We start from the raw sequence: 21,087 nt of genomic DNA, 5'->3' as shown, positions 1-21,087 counted from the left end.
ACCACTTGCGAATTGTTTTAATGCGTATTTTCATGGATGCGCTTGAAGGAGGAAAGCATGAGTGAGCCAACTTCATCAGAGCAGCCCGCTCAGGCAGCCACAAATGACCCGGCAATCACTGCTGCACAGCATGACGAACGGCTGAAGAATGCCAGTCCGCTGCAGCGAATGTTGAGCCGGCCTGAATTGGGTGCTGTGTCCGGGCTTGTGCTCATCACGATCTTCTTCCTATCGACAGCCAATCCAGCGATGTTTACGGCAGCAGGTATCATGAATTTCATGGCACCTGCTTCACAGCTCGGCATTCTGGCCGTCGCCGCGGCACTTCTCATGATCGGCGGCGAGTTCGATCTTTCCATAGGATCGATGATTGCTTTCGCGGGCCTGATATTTGCGGCAGCACTTGTTGTCTTGCAGGTGCCACTTGTGATCGCGATCATCCTGACGCTAGTATTTGCGGCTCTTATCGGAGCTATCAATGCGCAGATCGTTCTCAAAACCGGACTGCCGTCCTTCATCGTAACGCTGGCATTTCTCTTTATTCTGCGCGGCCTTTCACTGGTCGGCCTCAAATGGGCGACGGGCGGCGCAACACAGTTGCGCGGTGTGAAAGAAGCAGTCGGCACCAGCTATCTCGCCGGATTGTTTTCGGGCGATGCTTTTCAGGGCCTGTTCGCATGGCTTGCCGAGAAAGACCTGATTGCTAAATTCCCCAATGGGCAACCATCTGTCAAAGGCGTGCCTGTCGAAGTGCTCTGGTTTATTGGCATCGCACTTCTAGCCACTTACGTTCTGGTGCGAACCCGCTTTGGTAACTGGATTTTTGCATCGGGCGGTGACGCATTGGCTGCGCGTAATTCCGGTGTGCCGGTCCGCCGCGTGAAGACCATCCTTTTCATGTGTACTGCGATGGCTGCTGCACTGGTCGCAATCCTCACCGTGCTGGACGCAGGATCAACGGATGCACGGCGTGGTTTTCAGAAAGAATTCGAGGCGATCATTGCTGCGGTTATCGGTGGCTGTCTGCTGACCGGTGGGTACGGCTCCGCCATTGGCGCGTTCTTTGGCTCGATCATCTTTGGCATGGTGTTGATCGGCCTGACTTACACGACCATTGATCAGGACTGGTATCTGGTATTCCTCGGCGGAATGCTGCTGATTGCCGTTCTCTTCAACAACTTCATCCGTAAGCGCGCCACAGGCGAGCGGTAGATTTTAGCATTCACGCAGTTTCGAACGGAAAGCCATTCCTACTTTTCCTCAAACTGCGCTGATAGGGAAGGCAAGTCATGACAACCCCGATCATTGAAGTTCGTAATCTTGTCAAACATTTCGGCCCGGTTATTGCATTGAATGGTGTATCGCTCAGCGTCGAACCGGGGCAGGTGCATTGTCTGCTTGGTGATAACGGCGCGGGCAAATCGACACTGATCAAGACGCTTTCAGGAGTTCATAAACCCACCAGCGGCGAGTTCTTCGTTGAAGGCAAACAGGTGACTTTCAACAGTCCCCGTGATGCGCTCGATCATGGTATTGCAACGGTCTATCAGGATCTTGCCATGATCCCACTGATGTCGGTAATGCGGAATTTCTTTCTCGGTCGCGAACCGACCAAGGGTATTGGGCCGCTTCGCTGGTTCGACGCACAGTTCGCAGAAGATGTTACACGCGAAGAGATGAAGAAGATCGGCATCGATGTGCGCGATCCGCAGCAAGCGGTAGGAACGCTTTCAGGCGGTGAGCGGCAATGTGTGGCGATTGCGCGTGCGGTTTATTTTGGCGCTAAGGTGCTGATTCTCGATGAGCCGACTTCCGCTCTTGGTGTGCGCCAGACTGCTATGGTGCTGAAATATATCAATCTCGTTCGCGAACGTGGGCTCGGCGTCATCTTCATCACCCATAATGTGCGTCATGCTCATGCTGTCGGTGACAAGTTCACAGTGCTCAATCGCGGCGCTACGCTTGGAACACGCACCAGAAGCGATGTTGATATGGATGAGTTGCAAAGTTTGATGGCGGGCGGTCAGGAACTGGCCGATCTGTCGTCTGCACTTGGTGGACGTGTTTAAGCCAGTTATTGGAGTTAACAATGAGCGGACAATTGACCGGCAAGGTTGCTGTCATCACCGGCGGCACTCAGGGACTTGGTGCGGCCACGGCGCGACTTTTCGCGGAAAGGGGTGCAAAGGGCATCGTGATCTGCGGGCGTTCAACCGAGAAGGGCAAGGCGCAGTCTGATGCTCTGGAAACGCTGGGTGCGAAGGCCGTCTTTGTTCAGGCTGATCTTGAGAAGGTTGAGGATTGCCGCAAAGTAATTGCCGCAGCCGATCGGTCGTTTGGCAGTATCGATATTCTTGTCAATGCGGCCGGGCTGACGGATCGCGGTGATATACTCGATACCACTCCTGAATTGTTTGATCGACTTTTTGCTGTCAACACGCGTGCGCCGTTCTTCCTTATTCAGGAGGCAATCAAGCTCTTCCGTCGGGACAAGGTTGAAGGCGCGATTGTCAATATATCCTCTATGTCTTCCATGGGCGGACAGCCGTTCATTGCGGCCTACTGCGCTTCCAAAGGTGCGCTAGATACTTTGACCCGCAATGTCGCTTATTCGGTATTGCGCAACCGTATCCGCGTCAACAGTCTCAATATCGGCTGGATGGCGTCGGATGGCGAAGATCGTATCCAGCGTGAGTTTCATGGCGCACCCGCCAATTGGCTTGATGACGCGGTTAAGGCCCAGCCGTTTGGTCGTTTGATCGACCCCGCGGAAGTTGCCCGCGCGATTGCGTTCCTGGCATCTGAAGAGTCTGGATTGATGACTGGCGCTATCGTCAACTTCGATCAGTCGATCTGGGGCGCATACGATTCGTCACCGCACCCTCAAACGCCGCTTTGATATTCTTGCCAGACTATTCTGTGCAAAAATCCTTCATAAATGTGCAGGATTTTTGCACCTGACGGTCAAAAAACTTAAATCTCTTGTGATCATGCTTGCTCTTACAAATTCTTGTGATTAACCAATCAATCCTTAGATACCGTTGAAATTGCGCTAAAAGGATGAGAAATCGTGGAGCAGGCAACGAGCGGAAAACGCAAAGGCGGACGCAAAGCGCTTTGGGCAGCTGTAGCAGTTATCGCCATCGCCGCAGCAGGTGCGGTCGGATATAAGATTACCCTCGAGAAAACTATCAACGCTCAGCTTGAAAGACGTGGTGGCAAGGCTGCTTCGGTTTCTGCCGACTTTCTCGGCCGCATTCATCTGACCGATGTGGTCCTGCCGCTGAAGGACGGGGCCAATGTAACAATCGCTTCGATTGAAGGCCGTCCAAAAGTGCTGTTTCTGAATGGCATGCTGGATGCCAAGGGCATCAATACACAGATCGCGCAGTTCAAGATTTCGCTGCCTAGCGTCCGTGTTGACGATGCGAATTTCGATATCCAGATGTTGCGCGACACCTTCGGTAATGGCGAACTGAACCTCGCCGAGCGCGTGGGACGCGTTTCGGCCAAGCGTATGACCGTGCCGGAAATCAACATTGTTCAGATGCTGAACGATAAGGAACAGAAGACGTCTTATAAGGATGTCACTCTGGAAGACATCGTTCACGGTCATGTCGCGCGCTATTCTTCAACCGGCGCGACCTTCGATCTTGACCTTTCGCTGCCTGACGAAAATGGTACGATCAATGAAGAGCGTATGGCTGGCACAATCGGTGCTTCCGAAGGCAAGGATATCGATGGCGTGTTCATAGCGCGTCTTTATACCGAAAAAGCTGGTCCAAACGACACGGAAGCCAAGCCTGTTTATGGTCCTTTCTCGGCAAAGAATATTGTCGTAAAGGGCTCGCAGTCGAACTTCAGCTATGATGAAGTTCGCAGCAATGGTTTTACCATGCGCCTGCCTGCGGAGCCGTTCACCGAGACACTGCAGAAACTGGAAGCAGCCAAGGAAATTGAGTCTCTTTCGCAGGAAGAGCGTAAAGAATTCTTCATGCGTCTGATCGGTCTCTTCGACACGATCGGCAAGGGCGATGTCGAGTTACTCGGAATGAAGATCCAGCCGGGCGATCCGGAAAAGGGCGAAGGCAAAATCGACAAGATGGCGATGTCCTTCGATAATAAGAAGCTCGACATGTCGCTGAACGGCTTCTCGGCTGGTAACGGCACTGACTTCGTGAAGCTGGACGAATTTTCGCTCAAGGGCTTCAACTGGGCGCCTTCGGCAGAAGCAGTGACAAAGTTTGCAGGCTTGAGCGACGAGGAAATGGAAAATTTCCCGTTTACGACGATGCTGCCTGAATTCGGCACGATGGTCGTCAAGGGTGTCGACGCCGATCTTCCGGGCGACAGCAACGCCAACGACGACGTTGATGTTGATGAAGATCAGGACACAACAGCAACGCCGCCAGCTAGCGGTCTGCCTGAGCGCATCAAGTTCAGTATGAAGAGCTATGAGCTGGCCTTGAACAAGCCGTTCAATGGTATTCCTACGGATATCCGTGTTGCTTATGAAGATATGTCTTTGCCCGTTCCTGCGAACAGCCACGAGGAAATGTATCAGCAGCTGCGCAAGCTCGGCTATGACCGTGTTAATATTTCTTCCAATCTGGAAGCCAATTGGGATGAAGCGAACCAAAGCCTCGTCATCAAAGACCTTTCGGTCAGCGGTAAGGATATGGGTAAGGTGTCCATGTCTGGTCTGATGGGTGGTTTCACCAAGGAGTTCTTCTCTGGTGACAAGGTGCTGGCACAGGTTGCGCTTCTGGGCCTTAAGGCACGTGAAGTTAAGCTGAAGATCGAAGAGCAGGGCATCATTGCCAAGGGTCTTCAGTTCTATGCCGATGAAAACGATATGACTGTCGATGAAGCACGCAGTACACTGACGCTGATCGCCAGTGCCGTTCTGCAGGAGCTTGCGGCCGATCAGCCGAAGCTTCAGGATGCGATCACCGCATTCTCGACTTTCATCGCGAAGCCGAATGTTTTTGAACTGACAATCAAGTCCAAGTCCGAAAAGGGTATTGGAGCGTTGGAAATGGTGGCTGCGTCACAGGATCCACTCTCAATGCTCGACAAGGTCGATATCGAGGCGAAAGCCGAATAAGGGTTTGTCCCTTATTTGATTTTAAATCGCTAATGCCGCTTTTAGAGCGCCGATCTGAATGAATCAGATTGGCGCTCTATCGTTTTAAATCAATGAACCGTGCTTTTCCAAAAAGCGATTCCGCTTTTTAGATCGATGCTATAGGGTGACGGCGTCCAACCTCCATCATTCGGATTCACCTAATGCTTAAAAACATAAATCCATTGCTCACCGGATCACTTCTCGAAGTGCTTGCAGATATGGGCCATGGCGACGATTTGGTTATTGTTGACGCCAATTACCCTGCACAGGCTTCTGGTGTGCAGGTGCTGGACTTTCCGGGCATCAGCGCGACTGATGTTGCAGAAGCTGTGCTCTCACTGCTGCCGCTCGACGACTTTGTTGACAAGCCAGCGGCTGTGATGGCGGCGCCGAATGAAACCCCTGCGATTTTCGGTGAGTTTGAAGCCGTCATTGAGAAGGCTGAAGGACGCAAGATTGCTGTCGATCAGATTGAGCGTTTCGCATTCTATGACCGGGCGAGTGCTGCCTATGCAGTCATTCGCTCAGGCGAGAAGCGCCTCTATGGCAACATCATTTTTAAGAAGGGCGTTATTCGCTCTTAACAAAAAAGCCCCGCAATGCGGGGCTTTTTCGTGATGAACAGTATTAGTTTTGCGGCTTTGACTGATGGTGTTCCATCTTGCCTTTACCACCGTGGTGCGGACCCTTTGGACCGTTGTGGTGGAATTTCTTACCAGCACGTAGTTCTTGGCGATCAAGTTTGCCGTCTTCGTTGCGATCGAGTGCTACGAATTCTTTCTGACGTTGCTTCTCAATCGCCTCCAGCGTTATTTTACCATCGCCTTTCACGTCGAGACGGCGCTCCATACGATCAGCAGCGCGGCTCACCATGCGCTTAAGCGCAAGCGCTTCGATTTCATCGCGAGAGAGTACACCGTCGCCATTGGTATCAGCGGCTTTCAATTCATCCATGCGAGAAAACTTTTCAAGATCAATCGGGCCGCGTTTGCCCTTGGCTCCATCGGTTTGCGTAATGGAAGTATCCGTCGCTGACTTGTCTGTATTGTCGCTCGATTTGTCCTGTGCGAAAGCAGGGGCTGAAAGCAATGCCGATGCAATTACGGCAATATACAATGTCTTCGATTTCATAGTGTTTTGACTCCATCACTCTATACAAGGGCGCCGCTAATTGGCGTGTGAGTAATGTCGGCCATATTAGGTGAACCTGATATGAACAAGCCAATTAATAATCGGTAATGTTATGATGGCTTCTTTGCGAGGTATCTTTCTCTGAACATTGAGAAGAGGCCAGCAGCGACAACGATGCCCGCGCCAGTGACTACATTCCAGGTTAGTTGCTCCTGGAACACAAGGACAGCAATGAAAGCGCCGATAACGAGCTGCAAATATGTGAGCGGTTGTACTTCACCGGCTTCGAGAATGTCGTAGGCACGAATGAGGCAGTAATGGCTTGCAATACCACAGGCGCAGAGCGCTGCCATCCACGGCCAATCGTGCGGGGCAATCGATTCCAAATGAAACAGACCAACGGCTGTGAGAACGACCGCGCCACCGATGCCCGTATAGAAGAAGCTGGTCATCGCGCTGTCATATTTGCTGACCGCACGCGTTGCGATGACGTAAATGGCAAACATTGTTGTCGCAGTTAGCGGGAACAGCAGGTTCAAGTCGAAATAGACGTGCGTCGGGTCAATAATGAGCAGAACGCCGAACAGTCCGACGACAATAGCGGTCCAGCGACGCCAACCCACTTTTTCGCCAAGGAAGGGCACGGAGAGCATTGTGACGAGCAGAGGGCCAACCTGGAAGATTGATTGCGCCATCGCCATGCCGACCCTGCTGAGGCCAAATACGAAGACAACAATTTCTGTTGCGAGGAGTACGCCGCGAAAAATCTGCAATGCAGGTTTCTTCGTTGATGCTGCGCGGGCAATGCCCCCAGACCGTGTGGCAAGCAAAATCACGAACACGGCGAAAGCCCAGTACCGCACCATCGTGATAAAGATCGGCGAGTAATGTGATCCAAGATACTTCGAGATACCGTCCTGCGCAGCGAAAATGGCGACGGCAACAAGTGTAAATGTGTAACCAAGGCTTTTGGGGGTCATGGGGAACTCATAATCCCACCGTGCCGGTTTCGCCATGCTTAATTATGCATGGCCGTCGCTATTTATGATTGATGTTATTTGGGAGTAAAAAGAGCATTAAATGCCGGTGCAACAAGTGAAGGCGGGATCGTCCAGCCATCATGTAATCAGCGGTAACTCTTTGTAAGAAAGGAGAAAATGGTGGGTGATGTAGGGATCGAACCTACGACCCGCTGATTAAGAGTCAGCTGCTCTACCAACTGAGCTAATCACCCACTCGCTTCTCCGAGGCAGCGGCCCCGGTGAGGTGAGCGGTTCTATAAAGGCCGCTTTTATGTCTGTCTAGCCTTCAATCGAAAAAAACCTAAAAAAAGTTTGACTGATTTCAAAAAGCCCAGAAATGCGCAGTTTTCTGAAAACAGCTTCTGCACGCATTTCGAGCATAAGTATCGGCTAATCGTTTTAATTGCTGATGAATGGTTGATTGAAAGGAATCAAATCACTCATGATTCTGTTTTTGAATCATTTTTCTTTGTTCGACGTTGTAACCTGCCTTGCGAATTTCCATATTTGCAAAGCTCGATCAGGACATGTCCAGGCCACGCAAGAGAGGGGATTGGCATTATTCGTTTGAGCTAAATCATTTGCGCTGCAAATGTCGCAGTCATGTCATCAATTTTTGATGCTTGTCTGAGATGCTTCGGCATATAAAAGACTTGATAAGCAAATATGATTTTTGCCATTGAGTAAAAATGTTGCAAGCGTTTGTGACGCGCAGGCAGGCGAGGGGTTCATGCACCGGATTGACCTCGTTTCAGAAAACCAGAAGTCGCCCCGATGTCGGGATGCGGTTTCATAATTCGGTTCGCGGCATTTTGAGGACGGAATGGAAAGCATAATTAGCGATCTCGGGCAGTTCATTTCCGATCATCGGGTATGGGCGGGTCCTATCGTGGGCATTATTGCCTTCGGCGAGTCTCTCGCTATTATCGGCATGTTCATTCCAGCTACCCCGATCATGCTCGCGATTGGTGGTTTGGTGGGGGCCGGGATCGTTGAGCCGTGGCCGATCATCATCGGTGCAATTGTTGGTGCTGTTATAGGCGACATTGTTTCGTATTTTCTCGGCTGGTGGCTTGGCCGCAGCATCATTCATAAGTGGCCACTGAACAAGCACCGCAGTGGTGTAGCGCGTGCGCGTCTGCTGTTCAGGCGCTATGGTTTTTCTGCAGTCTTCCTTGGACGTTTTTTCGGACCAGTTCGGTGTACCGTGCCAATGGTCGCGGGCATGATGTCAATGGACCAGACACGCTTCCAGACTGCAAACGTACTTTCCGCGATGGTTTGGGCACCGGTCATGTTCCTGCCAGGCTGGCTTGCTGGGCGTGGTTTCGGCGTTTTTGCCAAAATGAATGGCGATCACATGTTCTGGTTTGTCATCGGCATTACAGCTGTGACAATCGTTGCAACCGTGATCGGCATGCGCTTTTTCAAGGGGCGCCCGCGTCGCGAGCGCAAACGCGGCGTGCATGTTTCTCCAGCTGAATAGCATATGGTCTTGCGCGCGAGCCGCGCGTCTGCATAATGCAGCGATCACATGTCCATATGACAACATGGCATTTAGGAGCAGGCAGCGAGCCTGTTTCGTGTCTCTTTAAAAGGTTCATCGCGCTTTATGCCCGACGACAGTTCTGACGATTCGTCTTCACGAAGTCCCGCTCCCTGTATGGGAGCATCGGACTTAAAAGGCTTTGAGCTTTCTCACGCCGTCTGCAGTTTCTTTGGGCCGATCCGTATTTCAACGGTTCGGGAGGGAAACGCATGCGGCGTTTTTTCTGTTTCCCCTTCACTCTGATTTTATAGGAGCCGACACATCATGGATTGGTCCATGGACTGGATTGCCGACCCCAATGCCTGGATAGGTCTCGTGACATTGGTGGTGCTAGAAATTGTTCTCGGCATCGACAATCTCGTCTTTATCGCCATTCTGGCCGATAAACTTCCACCTCATCAGCGTAATCGTGCGCGTATAATTGGTCTTTCGCTGGCCTTGCTGATGCGCCTTGCGTTGCTGGCTTCGATCTCCTGGATCGTGACGCTGCGTGAACCGCTGATCACCGTGATGGAGCTTTCGTTCTCTGGCCGCGATCTCATTATGCTGGTCGGTGGTCTGTTCCTTCTCGCCAAGGGTACGATGGAGTTGCATGAGCGCCTTGAAGGTGCACATGGGCATAAGAACACACGCGTCGCACATGCAATCTTCTGGCAGGTTATCGTTCAGATCGTCGTACTCGATGCTGTCTTCTCGCTTGATAGTGTGATCACAGCGGTGGGTATGGTGCAACATCTGCCAGTGATGATGATTGCCGTCATCATTGCTATCGTAGTAATGATGCTGGCATCCCGCCCACTCATGGACTTCGTCAACAAGCATCCGACAGTGGTTATCCTCTGTCTTGGCTTCCTGATGATGATCGGCTTCAGCCTCGTCGTTGAAGGTTTCGGCTTCCATATTCCAAAGGGCTATCTCTACGCGGCTATCGGCTTCTCAGTGCTGATTGAGGCTGCGAACCAGATGGCGCGCAAGAATCGTGAGAAACTGGTCACCACCAACGATCTGCGTGAAAGAACCGCTGGTGCTGTGTTGCGTCTGCTGGGTGGTCATCGTGGCGATAATCCTTTGTCGGATACGGTTGATGTGATTGCTCAGCAAACCGCAGCCAGCGATGTCTTCTTGCCGGAAGAAAAAGAAATGATCCGTGGCGTTCTCGATCTTGCAGATCGTCCTGTGCGCTCGATTATGTCGCCGCGAAACGAAATCGAGTGGCTTGATCTTGATGAAGATGAAGCAGAGCTTCATCAGGCGATCCGCAAGCTTTCGCATTCGCGCGTCATTATTGCCCGTCGTCAGGTCGATGAGTTTATTGGCGTAGCTTCGGTCAAGGATCTGTTGCTCGATATGAGCGATAAGAAACCGATTGATTGGGATAACGTCGTCAAGCAACCGCTGGTCATACATGAAAACGCTAATGTGCTGCGGGTCATGGAACAGCTTCGTGTTTCACCCGTGCAGCTTGCTATCGTTGTAGATGAGCACGGCTCCTTCGAGGGTGTGGTGACGCCTACAGACGTGCTTGAGGCAATCGCTGGCGAATTTCCTGATGAGGACGAAGAAGCTGCTGTTGCGGAATCAGATGGACAGGGCGGCTATCTTGTCGATGGCTTCACCGATATTCGCCGTCTGAGCAGTATCCTGCAGCGGGATCTTGTTGATGACGGCGATCGCTACACGACGCTTGCAGGCTATGTCCTTTGGCATCTGGGTCATCTGCCTTTGGGTGGAGAAAGCTTCATGGCGGACGGCTTCGAGTTTCACATCGAGGCCATGAGTGGTCGACATGTCGAGAAAGTTCGGATTAGGCCGGTCGACGACTACGAGGTGTAATTTGGAATAATTTTGCGGGTATCTGCGCGGGTACTCGCAAAATATTTCACCCTGTTAACTCCGATAAAATAAGTCGGATATTGACTTTATCGCAGAAGCCTTCAAAATTAACACATCGTTCATTGTTGCGGCGAAAGCGCGACCCAAATTGGGCTTCAGATTGCAGCATTGAAATGATGATCGCGAAACGGGCGCGAACAGGAGGCTCTTATGAACCGCAAACTTCAATTGCTGGTACACGGCGCAAAAGATACTATGCTGCGCATCACGGCTTATCTGGAACAGCCTTGGCGGGGAATGAAGCTGAACGCCGAAGAAATCGCAGAGCGGCGCCGTAGCCGTCTAGAGCGTGGTGAGCAAAATTTCCTTTGGTGCTGGCAGCATCGCGGCTTCTGGTAGAAGCTAAAATCTGAAAGAAGTTTAGAAGGCCGGGTGTGTAAGCTCCCGGCCTTATTGTTTTTATTTCCTATACTGGGCTTTTGTTGGAAAATTTTTCTCATGCTGATTTTGTGATTAGGCGGGGTTTCCAAGAATGGTTGTGAAAGTGGTTTATATATTTAAATCAATGATTTAGATTGATTCTTGGCCTTCTCTCTGTAGATTTGTTTCCTACAGCGTCAGCCCAAAAATCGGAATCGATTTTCGGAAAGCGCGATGCGCAGATTCAATGGCTTAGAGCATCTTTTGTGCGCCCAAGAGGGCGCAGGGCGCTCTGGCTGAAATCGATTTATGAGCGCTTTGCGCAAGCAAAGTGAGAAGGGTGCGATCTATGAAGAAAATTATTCTATATGCGGCGGTGGCGCTTGGTCTGGGTACGGCCCCTGTTCATGCGCAAGAGCCAAAGGAAATCCTTAACGTATCTTATGACATTGCGCGTGAACTTTACGAGCAAGTCAACAAAGCGTTTGTGGCTGACTGGAAGGCCAAGACTGGCGAAGACCTCACTGTTAATCAGTCTCATGCCGGTTCATCCAAGCAGGCACGTTCCATTCTCGAAGGTCTGGAAGCCGACGTCGTGACCTTCAATCAGGTGACTGACGTTCAGGTTCTGCATGATAAAGGCGATCTGATCCCTGCCGATTGGCAGAAGCGTTTACCGAACAATTCTTCACCTTACTATTCTTTCCCCGCTTTTCTTGTTCGTGAAGGCAATCCGAAAAATATCAAGAACTGGGACGATCTCGCGCGTGACGATGTGAAGGTCATTTTCCCGAACCCTAAGACCTCGGGCAATGCACGCTATACCTATCTTGCTGCGACTGCTTACGCCAATGAAGCTTTCAAAGGTGACCAGGAAAAGGTTCACGAGTTCATCGGAAAGATCTTCAAGAATGTGCCTGTGTTTGATACAGGCGGTCGTGGTGCAACGACAACCTTTGCCGAACGCGGCATTGGTGATGTTCTCGTAACCTTTGAAGCCGAAACACGTGGAACCGAAAAGGTTCTGGGCGAAGACAAGTATGATGTCGTTGTGCCTGAAGTCAGCCTACTCGCTGAATTCCCAGTCACTGTCGTTGATAAGGTTGTCGACAAGCGCGGCTCGCGCAAGATTGCGGAAGCTTATCTCAATTATCTCTATGCACCGGAAGGTCAGGAGATCCTTGCGCAGAACTTCAATCGCGTCCACGACAAGGATGTGATTGCCAAGCACAAGGATATTTATCCTGATGTGCGTCTCGTAACGGTCGAAGATGCTTTCGGTGGCTGGGAGAAAGTGCAGAAAGATCACTTTGCCGAGGGCGGCGTACTTGATCAGCTCTTCACGGCTAAGTAAACAAGACTACCTGGCGAGGGCACCCAGCTCTCGCCTTTCTTTTGGAAAAATCCAGTGTCGCTTCTGAGCATGAAACGCAATTCGGTGCTGCCGGGGTTCGGATTGACCCTTGGCTGCACCTTGCTTTATCTGGCTATCATCGTAGCCCTGCCGCTTCTGGCAATGATCCTTAAAACTGCAAGCCTCGGCTGGAGCGATTTCTGGAATATCGTCACATCGGATCGCGCACTCGCAACGTATCGCATTACAATTAGTGCTGCCGCCGTAGCCACCGTGTTCAACGGTCTGTTTGGACTGCTGCTCGCATGGGTGCTGTCACGCTATCAGTTTCCGGGCAAGCGACTGATCGATGCCGCGGTTGACTTGCCATTCGCTTTGCCCACGGCTATTGCTGGTTTGGCACTGGTGACGTTGTTTGCTCCAAATGGTTGGTTCGGGCGTTATCTGGAGCCACTGGGCATCAAGGTCGCCTATGCGCCACTCGGCATCATGATCGCAATGTTTTTCACCAGCATTCCCTTTGTCATTCGCACAGTACAGCCGGTTCTGGAGGACATGAGTGCGGATGTGGAAGAGGCCGCACGCAGTTTGGGCGCCAGTCCTTGGCAGATATTTTCACACATCATCTGGCCGACCATTTTCCCGGCCTTTCTCGCGGGAGCGTCGCTGTCATTTGCGCGCAGTCTCGGCGAGTTCGGATCGATTGTTTTCATCTCTGGTAATCTGCCCTTCGAAACAGAAGTAACGTCGTTGCTCGTTTTCATCCGGCTTGACGAATATGATTATCCTGCCGCAGCAGCGCTGGCCTCAGTGATGTTGCTGATGGCGTTCTTCATGCTTCTCGTGACCAATCTTATTCAAGCAAGGCAGCTTCGTTATGCAGACCGTTAGTGCGAGCCTGCAGGCGCGTAATGCGCCTGGTCCAGTGCGAAACTTGCTGATCTGGCTTGCGACCATTCTGTCGATAATTTGTATCGGCGCACCCGTGGCGCTTATCTTCTCTTACGCGCTCAGCAAGGGCGTAGGTGTATTTTTCGGCGAAATCCTCAAGCCTGATACGCTGCATGCCGTCTGGCTGACTATTCTGACGGCAATTGTGGTTGTGCCGATCAATATGGCTTTCGGTATTTGCGTTGCATGGCTCGTCACGAAGTTTCGCTTCCCCGGACGCAGGTTGCTGATCACCTTCGTCGAGATTCCTTTCTCTGTCTCACCGATCGTTGCCGGCGTGACCTACCTCTTTCTCTACGGTTCGCAGGGGCTGCTCGGGCCGCTGCTCGAATCCTATGATGTGAAGATCATGTTCACGGTTCCGGCGATTTTTCTGGTGAGCCTGTTCGTGACATCACCTTTTGTGGCGCGCGAACTTATTCCGTTGATGGAAGTGCAGGGAAGTGACGAGGAAGAGGCTGCCCTTACACTTGGCGCCAATGCGTGGCAGACATTTTTCTATGTGACATTGCCCAATATCAAATGGGCGCTGCTCTATGGTGCCGTGCTTTGCAATGCGCGAGTGATGGGCGAGTTTGGGGCTGTGTCTGTCGTATCGGGTGCTATTCGCGGGAAAACTAATACACTGCCATTGCAGGTCGAACTTCTGTTCAACGACTATAATGTCGCCGGAGCCTTTGCGGCTGCTTCAACGCTGGCTGGCATTGCACTTCTTACGCTCGTTCTGAAAATCTGGCTCGAACGCAAGCAGCACAGTTAAAGCATTTCCAGCAAAAGTGGGAACCGGTTTTGCGTTCGGAAATGCGTAAAAACAAATAGTTACAGCGGTTCCAACGATTCAATATTAACTGGAACCGCTGTAAAAATAAAACCGCCTGCTTTTTCGAGAGCAGGCGGCTTGCGGTCACGCTGCTTGGGAGAGCGTGTGTCTTATTGGTTCACGGTGAAGCGATGAGGCGAGGATTGAGCCTTCCGGCCAACGGCTGAAACCGCTTTCCACATTGATGTGTCCGGCATGGCCGACATCAACAAACCCGGAACCCCAGATATTAGCGAGCGCTTCCGCCTTGGCGAAGCTCATATAATTATCATTGCGGCTTGCAACGACAATCGATGGGAAAGTCAGCTCATGACGTGGCAGGGGAGCGAAGCTTGCAAAGCGGCTGTCTTTGCGGGCCATAGTTTCAACGTCTGCTGGCGCGACCAGAAGTGCACCAGCCACATGCGCTGCCGCAGGGCGGCTTGCGAGATGAGAAACCAGAATACAACCAAGACTGTGGGCGACCAGAACTGCGCCGGGGTTCTCAGCAAGTTTGGCCTCGAGCGCGTGCATCCAGTCGGATAGCACAGGATAGTGCCAGTCGTCTTGTTCGACAAGCACTGCTGACGGATCGTCATGCAACCATTGGCGCTGCCAGTGGCCTGCTTCCGATCCCTTGTAACCGGGGATGATCAATGTCGCAGGCATGCGTAGTTCCTCTTGGAAATGCCTTGAGATAAGGCTGTTTGTGCTGCGCATTGGGAGGTTATGCGAAGCAATTTCCAAGATAGGGGCAGTTCAACGTCAATTTAAGGAATATTAATTCAATTAGAGGCGAGTAAGTGAAAATTATACCCGCCTCTCAAGCTCTATTTCTTTTGTTTGTCATTCCAGCGGAGAACGAATTGCGACTTCTCGAAAATGAGAACCACGATCAGCGACATGGCAAATGGAATGAGCAGATAGAGCAGACGAAAGACGATGAGCGCCGCCAGCACATCGGCGGGATTCATATCAGGCAGGCCAGTGAGGAATACCAGTTCCAGTACTCCTAGACCGCCTGGAGCGTGCGATATAAGGGCGGCTGAGAACGAGACCAGGAAGATGCCGAGAATGATGAGGAAACCAGGATTTCCTGCTTCCGGAAGTGCGAAATAGATGATACCCGCAGCGCCAATGAGCTCTAGTGGAGCGACAATCAGCTGCTGGGTGACGACAGGCAGGCGCGGATATTCAAGACGAAACTTACCGATTTGCAATGGGCGCAGCTGCAACCAGCTACCGAATACATAGAGCAGAACAAAGGTCAACATCAGCAACGCGATGACAATCGACACCGTCGGAGTAAGGTCTGTATTGAAGCGCATGAGAATATGCGGTTCCAATAGCAAGACGATGCTAGAGGTTATGATCACGCCAAGGATGAATGTGAAAGAGCAGAAGGCGATCAGTACAGCGATTTCACTGCCGGGCATGCCTTGCGAGGAATAAGCGCGGTAGCGAACCACAGCACCGGATACGACCGATGCGCCGATATTGTGCGATAATGCATAGGTCGTAAATGAGCAGAGGGCTATGAAGAGCCAGGATATTTTCCGACGTAGATGAAGAAGTGCGATGCGATCGTAACCGGCTAGCGAACTATAGGCGAGAAGGGCTGCTGCAGTTGCCAGCAACCAATGATGTGCACGGATCGCGTAGAGACTATCAAGAACGTCTTCAAGCGAAATGCTGCGTAGCTCCCTATAAAGAAGCCAGGCTGAAACAATGACTGCTAGAATGCCTATTACTGGCCAGATGTAATCCTTGAACTTCATTAACCAATCACCGCAACTTCAACTCGCATGTAATTCCCCTTTATTGATCGTCCCGGTCTTTGCATCAGGTTGCTTCCGGTTCGATCCCCTTCAATTCAACCAAAGTTTCGGACGAAGTGCGAGGTGCCTGAACGTTCTCGCTCCGCTTCCCATTTATAATCGCTCTCTCCATGGCTCCGGCGATTTCCGCTTCACCAAGGATGACGGAGTCCGCACCAAGATCGTGCAGATACTGTGCTTCTGCTGGCGAACAGGCACGCACAATGATGCGTAGACTTGGGTTCGCCGCACGAGCGAGTGATGTAGCACGCCCCGCTTCAAATGCATTTGGTATAGCAATCACCAGATTGATCGCTTCCCGAGGATTCGCCGCTTCCCATATTCCTGCATCAGAGGCATTACCCGCAATAGCTTCAATGCCGATTTCTTTCAATCTGAAATAAATCTTGGGCGAATCTTCGATCACGAGGAAAGGAATGTGCTTTTCCTGAAGACTTGCAGTCACGCGTTTGCCGATTTGGCCGTAACCGACGACAATTGTGTGGTGTTTCAAACCTGTCAGCGGCAAAGGCATAGGCTCAGATACGTCCACGTTTGTTTCGCCCCATTCTGCCGAGGTTATGTCGTTGCCCATACGCTTCTCAATCCACGGCCGCATACGTTCAGCAACGATGAACATGACAGGATTGAGGAAGATGGACAGGATCGCGCCAGCGAGGATCAAATCACGACCCTCGGGCGGCAGCAAGTTGAGACTGACGCCAAGGCCCGCCAAGATGAACGAGAATTCGCCGATCTGCGCGAGGCTTGCCGAAATGGTCAGAGCAGTGCCGACCGGTCGCCGAAATGCACGGACGATGAAGAATGCTGCTACCGATTTGCCAACCAGAATGATCAGGAGTGTTGCGATCAGGGGCAGGGGATCGCGAATGAGGCTCATCGGATCAAACAACATGCCCACAGAAATGAAGAACAGAACCGCGAAAGCATCACGCAAGGGCAGCGATTCTTCTGCAGCTCGATGACTGAGCTCAGACTCGCTCATCACCATGCCTGCGAAAAATGCGCCAAGTGCGAAGGAAACGCCAAAAAGATGAGCCGCGCCGAAAGCGACGCCGAGTGCAATCGCGAGAACGCCCAGTCGGAAAAGCTCGCGCGAGCCGGTCTGCACGATGACGTTCAAAACCCATGGGATTACTTTGCGTCCCACCACCAGCATGAGAGCCACAAAAACGGCGACCTTTGCGATAGTGAAAAGAATGATGCCACCAATGCCGAGGCCGAGCCATTCGGCGATTGGATCGCTTGCTGCGGCATGGTTGGTCTGGCCGCCGATACTTGCAAGTGCAGGTAGCAGAACCAGCGCCATGACCATGGCCAGATCTTCGACGATGAGCCAACCAACGGCGATGCGCCCCCGCTCAGTATCGATAAGACGAAGATCCTGCATTGCGCGCAAAAGCACCACCGTACTCGCGGTGGAGAGTGCAAGGCCAAAAACCAGTCCGGCTTTCACATCCCAGTCTAGCGCAAGGCCGAGAGCGGTACCCAATGCTGCTGCTGTTGCGATTTGCGCCAGTGCGCCGGGAACAGCAATCGCTTTGACGGAGAGCAGGTCTTTGAGAGAGAAATGCAGGCCAACGCCGAACATCAGCAAAATAACGCCGATTTCAGCCAATTGGAGAATGAGTTCCTGATCGGCAACGAAACCGGGCGTGTGCGGGCCAGCGATGACGCCAGCAAGCAGATAGCCGACAAGCGGGGAGATTTTAAGACGGGTGGCAATGGTGCCGAAAATAAAGGCCAGACATAACCCAATGACGATTGTCGCAATCAAAGGCGTGTCATGGGGCATAGGGATGCCTTCCCGTTTTCAGTCTTATAAATTTTTATGGAGAGCCGGGCATGATCGAAACCATGCCCGGCAATGAGGTTATTTCTGTGCAGCTGCGTTGTCTTCAAGCACCTTGTGCGCTTCCTGACGATGCTGCCACCAGTTGCCCAGCAACAGCAGGATCGGCGCGGCGATGAAGATCGACGACGTCGTTGCAATGAAAATACCGAACAGCATCGGCACGGCAAAATTATGAACGGCGCTGCCGCCCCAAATTGCCATTGGCAAGAGACACAGGAACGTCACGACCGAAGTATAGATACAACGGATGAGAACTTGATTGATACTCATGTCAACGATTTCACGCAGAGGCTTCGATTTATAAAGGCGCATGTTTTCACGCATGCGGTCATAAACCACGACCTTATCGTTTACCGAGTAACCGATAGCGGTCAGAAGCGCTGCGATGGCTGTCAGGTTGAAGTCAAGCTGAAGCAGTGCGAAGAAACCGACCATCTTCGTGGTATCGAGAATCAATGTGATAATCGCGCCCACTGCGAAGAACCACTCGAAGCGCCACCAAAGATAGATGAGCATACCGAGTGCCGAAAGCACGACCGCGATGAAGCCTGAACGGGCCAGTTCGCCGGAGACCTTTGGTCCCACAACTTCTGTACGCTCAATCTTCACGCCTGGATCGATTTCAGTGACGGCGTCGCGCATCTTGTTGACTGCGACTGTCTGCGCTTCTTCGCCGCCATCCTGACGTTGAATACGGATCAACACATCATTCGGGCTGCCGGCAGATTGCAGGGCAACTTCACCAAGGCCAAGTCCACCGAGCTTTTCACGCAACTGCCCGAGATCGGCTGGTTGTGAGGTGGTGATTTCTGCCTGAATACCGCCCTTGAAGTCGATACCGTAATTCAGCCCCGGCTTGAAGAAGAGCACGATCGAAGCAATCGACAAGACAATGGAGACGCCGATACCGAAGAAACGCGCATTCATGAAGCGGAAGTTCGGGTTTTCAGGTGCAATCTTTACCAGTGGCTCGATGTGAAGCACCTTGAGTTTACGACGGCGGACATACCACCCCATCGCCATACGAACCAGCGTCACGTCGGTGAACATCGAAATCACGATACCGAGCATCATGGCGACAGCGAAGCCGCGTACCGGACCTGTGCCGAACATGAAGAGAAGCAAGGTCGAAATCAGCGAGGTAACGTTGGAGTCAACGATTGTTGCGAAAGCGCTATGGAAGCCTCGGTCAAGGGCAGCCATCGCGCCAAGGCCTTTGCGCGTTTCTTCCCGAATACGTTCGTTAATAAGAATGTTCGCGTCAACCGCGATTCCGATACCCAAAATGATACCGGCGATACCGGGCAATGTCAGCGTCGCGCCGATAAGGCTCAATGCTGCAAAGGTCAGCAGCGTGTGGAGCAGGAGCGCCACATTGGCGATCAAGCCCCAAACGCCATAAAGAAGCTGAATGAAGATTGCGACCAGAATAAAGCCAGCAATACCAGTGATCAGACCCATCTTGATGGCGTCGCCACCAAGGTCGGGACCAACGGTGCGTTCTTCGATGACGGTAAGTGGAGCGGGTAGAGCGCCTGCGCGCAAGAGTGCAGAGAGAACAACACTGTCCTGAACTGTGAAGCTACCGCTGATCTGGCCGTTACCACCCGTGATTGGCTCACGAATGACCGGCGCGCTTAGCACCTTGCCGTCAAGAACGATCGCAAAAGGCCGATTGACGTTCTTAGTCGTAATATCCGCAAACTGACGTGCGCCAAGGCTGTCGAAGCGGAAGGAAACGATTGGTTCGTTGGTACGCTGATCAAATCCTGCACGCGCATCGGTCAGACGCTCGCCGGACAGGGCAACCTGATCTTCAATCGGGTATTTGATGTTGGGATCTTTTGAATCCGGCAGAATGCTGACGCCAGGCGGCGGTGCATCATTCGGATTTGCGTCCGCTACCATGTGGAAGCTCATTTTCGCCGTGCTTCCGAGAAGCTGGCGAAGCTGTGCCGGATCTTGAAGGCCTGGAAGCTGAACGACGATACGGTCAGAGCCCACGCGCTGGATCGAAGGTTCGGCAACGCCAACCTGATCCACACGCTGGCGGATGATTTCAAGGCTTTGCTGAAGCGCTGAATCAAGACGATAGCTGAAGCCAGCCTGTGTCAGCGTCAGGCGGATCTGATTGTCGCTGGACGCGACATCGATATCGTTGATCGCTGCGCCGAAACCGCTCGTATTAACCTGCGAAATCAGTGTCTTGAGAGCAGTGTCAGCTTTTGCACGCTGATCGGCGTCAGGGATAGTCACAATGACGGAATCACCAACGGCGCGGATCGACTGCGGCTGAATGCGTTCCGCACGCAGCTTGCCGCGCGCGTCGTCAAGAAGTGCTCGCATACGATCTTTTTTGAGACCAGCTGCATCCACTTCAAGGACGAGATACGAGCCGCCACGCAAATCGAGGCCCAACGTAACTTGTCGTTTCGGGAACCAGGACGGCATCGCGTCAAGGTGCTGCTGTGTGAAGAAATTGGGCAAGGCGATAATGACGCCGATCAAAACGATCAGGCCATAAAGCACAGCGACCCATTTAGAAGTACGCATGAGTTGAAATTCCGGATATTGAGCGCTTCAAATTTCGTATTAAATACAAAAGCATAAAACGCATTTTTCGTAAGTGATTCAGGACTGGTCAATGCCAATCTCAAGGACGATCTTTCAGGCACTCACGGGTGGTGCACGAACCGAAGCATGTGTGCCTCGTGAAAGTCTCAAAATCGTGTTTGTGATTGCAGCCTCGACAGGCTTTGTGTCGAAGAATGCAAGATCACTCGGCAGTACCGATAGGCCTGCACCATTTCCATCAGGATATGCTGCTTTGATTTTTGCTGCAATTGCCTCTGCAAGAACGGCGCGCATTGGCTGCGGTACAGGCGTCGATTGTTGACGAGCAGGTATAGCAGGTGCATCAGCAACCTGCTGCGCGGCCATGCTTTTGGGCGTATTGCGGGAGGCTTCATTACCGAGTGCAGAAAGGTCCACAGCAAACATAAAGGCTGCAAACGACAGGACGCACGTCACGAACAGCATGAAACCATGCTGACGATGACGATCAGTGTGCTGATCCTTGTTGTTTGTGCCCTTAATCAAAACGCTCGGACTTTCCTCTACAGTCTTTCCGCAGAAATTAGCCAGTGCCAGAGTGGTTTTCCATCGGTCTAAGCCACTCTAGTTATTCGATTTTATGCAAAGCCCGAT

18 protein-coding genes and 1 tRNA gene are annotated in these 21,087 nt (G+C 52.0%); 11 read left to right on the top strand and 8 right to left on the bottom strand.

Going from position 1 to position 21,087, the window contains the following annotated elements; genetic code table 11:
• Window positions 1-57: 57 nt before the first annotated feature.
• From CES85_RS16370 to CES85_RS16350, 5 genes are all read left to right on the top strand, one after another.
• On the top strand, window positions 58-1,212 hold the full coding sequence (locus tag CES85_RS16370; protein ID WP_191792993.1) for an ABC transporter permease: 1,155 nt from the start codon (window positions 58-60) through the stop codon (window positions 1,210-1,212).
• A 77-nt stretch (window positions 1,213-1,289) separates the two neighbouring features.
• Window positions 1,290-2,069 carry an ATP-binding cassette domain-containing protein gene (locus CES85_RS16365; RefSeq protein WP_095446903.1) on the top strand — a complete coding sequence of 260 codons (780 nt, stop codon included), beginning with the start codon at window positions 1,290-1,292 and terminating at the stop codon, window positions 2,067-2,069.
• 20 nt (window positions 2,070-2,089) lie between these two features.
• Window positions 2,090-2,899, top strand: a complete 810-nt coding sequence (locus tag CES85_RS16360) for an SDR family oxidoreductase (protein ID WP_095446902.1) — start codon at window positions 2,090-2,092, stop codon at window positions 2,897-2,899.
• Between the two features lie 171 nt (window positions 2,900-3,070).
• Window positions 3,071-5,107, top strand: coding sequence for an aq_1923 C-terminal domain (locus CES85_RS16355; RefSeq protein ID WP_095446901.1), 2,037 nt, complete (start codon window positions 3,071-3,073; stop codon window positions 5,105-5,107).
• A gap of 182 nt (window positions 5,108-5,289) precedes the next feature.
• Complete coding sequence (locus tag CES85_RS16350) at window positions 5,290-5,712, top strand: RbsD/FucU family protein (RefSeq protein ID WP_095446900.1); 423 nt, start codon at window positions 5,290-5,292, stop codon at window positions 5,710-5,712.
• 43 nt (window positions 5,713-5,755) lie between these two features.
• Here CES85_RS16350 and CES85_RS16345 read toward each other — a convergent pair whose 3' ends face one another.
• From CES85_RS16345 to CES85_RS16335, 3 genes are all read right to left on the bottom strand, one after another.
• Window positions 5,756-6,259 (bottom strand): EF-hand domain-containing protein, encoded by a 504-nt coding sequence (locus CES85_RS16345; protein WP_095446899.1) that lies wholly within the window; start codon window positions 6,257-6,259, stop codon window positions 5,756-5,758.
• Between the two features lie 110 nt (window positions 6,260-6,369).
• Window positions 6,370-7,239 carry a DMT family transporter gene (locus CES85_RS16340; RefSeq protein WP_095446898.1) on the bottom strand — a complete coding sequence of 290 codons (870 nt, stop codon included), beginning with the start codon at window positions 7,237-7,239 and terminating at the stop codon, window positions 6,370-6,372.
• A gap of 178 nt (window positions 7,240-7,417) precedes the next feature.
• Window positions 7,418-7,493: transfer RNA gene (locus tag CES85_RS16335), tRNA-Lys, on the bottom strand.
• A 611-nt stretch (window positions 7,494-8,104) separates the two neighbouring features.
• Here CES85_RS16335 and CES85_RS16325 point away from each other — a divergent pair.
• From CES85_RS16325 to cysW, 6 genes are all read left to right on the top strand, one after another.
• Window positions 8,105-8,767: a DedA family protein gene (locus tag CES85_RS16325; RefSeq protein ID WP_095446897.1), complete on the top strand. Its 663-nt coding sequence runs from the start codon at window positions 8,105-8,107 to the stop codon at window positions 8,765-8,767.
• Between the two features lie 327 nt (window positions 8,768-9,094).
• The gene (locus CES85_RS16320) at window positions 9,095-10,663 is read left to right on the top strand and encodes a TerC family protein (RefSeq protein ID WP_095446896.1); all 1,569 of its coding nucleotides are present in this window, start codon (window positions 9,095-9,097) and stop codon (window positions 10,661-10,663) included.
• A gap of 210 nt (window positions 10,664-10,873) precedes the next feature.
• A complete protein-coding gene (locus CES85_RS16315) occupies window positions 10,874-11,062 on the top strand; it encodes a hypothetical protein (RefSeq protein ID WP_095446895.1) in 189 nt (62 codons plus the stop codon).
• Window positions 11,063-11,432: 370 nt separating this feature from the next.
• Window positions 11,433-12,437: a sulfate ABC transporter substrate-binding protein gene (locus CES85_RS16310; RefSeq protein WP_095446894.1), complete on the top strand. Its 1,005-nt coding sequence runs from the start codon at window positions 11,433-11,435 to the stop codon at window positions 12,435-12,437.
• Window positions 12,438-12,506: 69 nt separating this feature from the next.
• A complete protein-coding gene (gene cysT, locus CES85_RS16305) occupies window positions 12,507-13,328 on the top strand; it encodes a sulfate ABC transporter permease subunit CysT (protein ID WP_095447921.1) in 822 nt (273 codons plus the stop codon).
• Complete coding sequence (cysW, locus tag CES85_RS16300; protein ID WP_095446893.1) at window positions 13,315-14,148, top strand: sulfate ABC transporter permease subunit CysW; 834 nt, start codon at window positions 13,315-13,317, stop codon at window positions 14,146-14,148. The genes cysT and cysW overlap by 14 nt, the downstream gene beginning before the upstream one ends.
• Before the next feature lie 144 nt (window positions 14,149-14,292).
• Here the strand turns inward: cysW and CES85_RS16295 are convergent, their stop codons facing one another.
• The 5 genes from CES85_RS16295 to CES85_RS16275 form a co-directional block, all read right to left on the bottom strand.
• Entirely contained in the window at window positions 14,293-14,856 is a 564-nt protein-coding gene (locus CES85_RS16295; RefSeq protein ID WP_095446892.1) for an alpha/beta hydrolase, read from the bottom strand.
• Between the two features lie 161 nt (window positions 14,857-15,017).
• Entirely contained in the window at window positions 15,018-15,965 is a 948-nt protein-coding gene (locus CES85_RS16290) for a lysylphosphatidylglycerol synthase domain-containing protein (RefSeq protein WP_095446891.1), read from the bottom strand.
• Window positions 15,966-16,029: 64 nt separating this feature from the next.
• The gene (locus CES85_RS16285) at window positions 16,030-17,820 is read right to left on the bottom strand and encodes a cation:proton antiporter domain-containing protein (protein ID WP_095446890.1); all 1,791 of its coding nucleotides are present in this window, start codon (window positions 17,818-17,820) and stop codon (window positions 16,030-16,032) included.
• A 78-nt stretch (window positions 17,821-17,898) separates the two neighbouring features.
• Window positions 17,899-20,433 (bottom strand): protein translocase subunit SecD, encoded by a 2,535-nt coding sequence (secD, locus tag CES85_RS16280; RefSeq protein WP_095446889.1) that lies wholly within the window; start codon window positions 20,431-20,433, stop codon window positions 17,899-17,901.
• 114 nt (window positions 20,434-20,547) lie between these two features.
• A complete protein-coding gene (locus CES85_RS16275; protein WP_318285352.1) occupies window positions 20,548-20,919 on the bottom strand; it encodes a hypothetical protein in 372 nt (123 codons plus the stop codon).
• Between the last annotated feature and the right edge of the window lie 168 nt (window positions 20,920-21,087).

Source organism: Ochrobactrum quorumnocens (assembly GCF_002278035.1).
GTDB lineage: Bacteria > Pseudomonadota > Alphaproteobacteria > Rhizobiales > Rhizobiaceae > Brucella > Brucella quorumnocens.
Note: the sequence above shows the minus strand (reverse complement) of the source record. Positions and strands in the feature narration are given on the sequence as shown.